We start from the raw sequence: 3,706 nt of genomic DNA on the forward strand, positions 1-3,706 counted from the left end.
ACATGGGGCGACGGCTCGTCCACGTGCAGCGTACGAGGCAGCACACCGTGCCGCATCGCCTCCACCATCTTGATGATTCCCGCAACACCTGCCGCGGCCTGCGTATGACCGATGTTCGACTTCAACGAACCCAGCCACAAGGGGGCTTCACGGCCCTGTCCGTACGTGGCCAGCAGGGCTTCCGCTTCGATCGGGTCACCCAGCCTCGTCCCCGTACCGTGTGCTTCCACGGCGTCCACGTCCGACGTGCCCAGCCCCGCCTCGGCGAGCGCGGCACGGATGACGCGCTGCTGCGCGGGCCCGTTCGGTGCCGTCAGCCCGTTGGACGCGCCGTCCTGGTTCACGGCGGAGCCGCGCACCACGGCCAGTACGGGGTGGCCGTTGCGGACGGCGTCGGAGAGCCGCTCGACCAGCAGCAGACCGACGCCCTCGCCCCAGCCGGTGCCGTCGGCGTCGGCGGAGAAGGCCTTGCAGCGGCCGTCGGTGGAGAGGGCTCCCTGGGTGCTGAACTCGATGAAGGTACCGGGCAGCGGCATCACGGTGACGCCTCCGGCCAGCGCCATCGAGCACTCCCCCGCACGCAGGGACCGGGCGGCCAGGTGCAGCGCCACCAGGGACGAGGAGCAGGCGGTGTCCACGCTGAGCGCGGGGCCGCGCAGACCGAAGGCGTACGAGATCCTGCCGGAGAGGACGCTGGCGGTGTTCCCGGTGCCCAGGTGTCCCTCGGTGGCGGCCTCGGAGCCCAGCAGCAGGGCCGCGTAGTCCTGGCCGTTGGTGCCTGCGAACACGCCGGTGTCGCTGCCGCGCACCGAGCCGGGGTCGATGCCCGCGCGTTCGAACACCTCCCAGGCGGCCTCGAGCAGAAGCCGCTGCTGAGGGTCCATGGCGAGGGCCTCGCGCGGCGAGATCCCGAACAGGCCGGCGTCGAAGGCCGCGATGTCGTCGAGGAAACCGCCGGACCGGCTGTGTGAAGGGCCGTCGGGGCTCAGCAGGGCGTCGAGGTCCCAGCCCCGGTCGGCGGGGAAGTCGGTCATGGCGTCGGTGCCGGAGGCCACCAGGTTCCACAGGGCCTCGGGCGAGTCGACGCCGCCCGGGAAGCGGCAGGACATGCCGATGATGACGATGGGGTCGTCGTCCGTCGCGCGCCGGTCGCCCTCGGCCGCCGGGGCGGCGGTGTCTCCGTACAGCAGGGTGAGCAGGTGCTCGGCGAGGGTGGCGGGAGTCGGGAAGTCGAATACCAGGCCGGCCGGGAGGGACAGTCCTGTCCGGGCTCCCAGCAGGTTGCGCAGCTCGAGGGCGGTGAGGGAGTCGAAGCCGAGGTCGCGGAAGGCACGCTCGCGCTCCACGGCTGCTGGGGAGGCATGGCCGAGGACGGCCGCGACGGCGTCCAGGACGAGTGACTCGACGCCGCGTGTCTGTTCGGCGGTGTCCGTGCCGAGGGCGGTGAGGGGGGCGGGCCCAGCGGCGTCGGCGCCGCGGACGACAGGGGTGGCCTCGGGCAGCTCGGCGAACAGGCGGCTGGGCCGTACGGCGGTGAAGCCGGGGGCGAAGCGTTCCCAGTCGATGTCGGCCACGACCACCGTGCTGTCGCCCTCGGCCAGGGCGGTCGTCAGCGCGTCCAGGGCCCGGGCCTGCGCCATGGCCGGCAGTCCGCCGCGGGCGAGCCGCGCGGCGGCGGCCGGTTCGGCGGCCATGCCGGCTCCGGCCCAGGCGCCCCAGGCGACGGCCGTGCCGGCCTGGCCGCGGGCACGGCGGCGTTCCACCAGGGCGTCCAGGTGGGCGTTGGCGGCTGCGTAGGCGCCCTGCCCGGCGCTGCCGAGCACGCCGGCGAGCGAGGAGAACACGACGAAGTCGGTCAGGTCACCGGTGAGTTCGTCGAGCAGGTCGGCCGATGTGGCCTTGGCCGCGAGGACGGCGGCGAGCCTGTCGGCGGTGAGGGCGTCGAGCACGCCGTCGTCGACGATTCCGGCCGCGTGCACCACGGCGGTCACGGGGTGCTGGGCCAGCAGATCAGTCACGGCAGCCCGGTCGCTCAGGTCGCAGGGGACGACGACGCAGGTGCAGCCCTGTGTGGCGAGGTCGGCCACCAGGCCGGAGGCACCGGGCGCGGCGGGACCGCGCCGGCTCGCGACGACGATCCGGGTGGCTCCGCGCTCGGCCAGCAGGCGGGCGGTGAGGTCGCCGAGGGCGCCCGTGCCGCCGGTGACCAGGACCGTACCGTCGGCGTGCCATTCGGGGGTCCGCCCGTCGGCCGTGGCGGGGGCCCGACGCAGTCGGCGGGCGTGGATGCCCGTCCGCCGGAGGGCCACCTGGTCCTCGCCCGACTCCCCGGAGAGGACCTGGGCGAGACGGCCTGCGGCCCTGCTGTCGAGGTCGGCGGGTATGTCGACCATTCCGCCCCAACGGTCGGGGTGTTCGAGCGCTGCGACCCGGCCGAGGCCCCAGAGCCTGGCCGCCCGGGGGTCGCACGCGTCACCGGGGGCGACCGCGACCGCGTCGGTGGTGAGGCACCACAGGGGCGCGGTGAGACCGGCGTCGCCGTGGGCCTGCAGAAGGAGCAGCAGGTCCGTGGTGGTGGCCGCGTGGACCACGACACCGGCTATCGGTCGCCCGCTCCCGGCGGCGGTCCGGTCGTGCTCGGCCAGCAGGCCGGCGATTTCCTCACGATCGGTGCCGGGGTCGGTCACCACGGTGAGGTGGGCACCGGCGGTACGGAGGGCTTCCGCGGCATGGCCGGTCCCCTCGCCGCAGGTGACGAGAAGCCAGGTTCCGTCCAGTCTCACCGGTCGCTCGGTCAGCGGGGTCCATCCGACGCGGTAGCGCCAGGCGTCCGTGGTGGCCTTGTTGCGGCCGCGCTCCCGCCAGGCCGCGAGGGCCGGGAGAACTCCCCCGAGGCCGTCGCGCTGCCCGTCGTCCAGGCGCAGCGCACCTGCGACGGCCTCCGTGTCGGCGCGGTCCACGGCTGCCCAGAAGTCCTGTTCGGCCGGGTTGTCGCCGAGGGTGGGACGCGAGGCGGCTCTGGGGGTGGGCCAGTGGCGCTGACGGGCGAAGGGGTAGGTGGGCAGGGCGATCCGGGTGCCGCCCAGGGGTGCGAGGTAGGCGGCCCAGTCCACGGCCACGCCCCGGGTGTGCAGGCGGGCGAGGGCGGCGACCAGGGTGTCCGCCTCGGGCCGGCCCGAACGCAGCGCGGGTACCGCCACCAGGCCGTCGGCCTGCTCCTGGACGAGGGCGGACAGCACTCCGGCGGGGCCGAGCTCCAGCGCCGTGCGCACACCGGTGAGGCGACCGACGGCGTCGGCGAACCGGACGGGTTCGCGGACCTGGTTCACCCAGTAGGCGGGGGTGTCGATGTCACCCGCCGCCGTCGTGACGACGGGTACGGCCGGTGCCCGGTACGTCAGAGACTCGGCCACCTTCGCGAACTCGGCCAGCATCGGCTCCATCAGGTGCGAGTGGAACGCGTGCGAGACCGACAGACGCCTGACCTTGCGGCCCTCGGCACGAAGACGCCCCTCCAGGGCGGTGATCGCGTCGGCAGGACCCGAAACGGTCAGTGAGGCCGGCCCGTTGACCGCCGCCAGGTCCACACCGTCAGGGAGGTCCAGCTCGTGCTCGGCCGCTTCGACGGCGAGCATGGCTCCGCCCTCGGGCAACGCGTCCATCAACCGGCCACGCACGGACACCAACCGGCAGGCGTCGTCCAGCG

General features: G+C 74.3%; 1 protein-coding gene. It reads right to left on the bottom strand.

Going from position 1 to position 3,706, the window contains the following annotated elements; genetic code table 11:
* The coding region (locus ABT001_RS35790) for an SDR family NAD(P)-dependent oxidoreductase (RefSeq protein WP_351285863.1) at positions 1-3,662 on the bottom strand (3,662 nt) is incomplete at its 3' end.
* Positions 3,663-3,706: the final 44 nt, after the last annotated feature.

Source organism: Streptomyces sp. NPDC002793 (genome assembly GCF_040295485.1).
Lineage (GTDB): Bacteria > Actinomycetota > Actinomycetes > Streptomycetales > Streptomycetaceae > Streptomyces.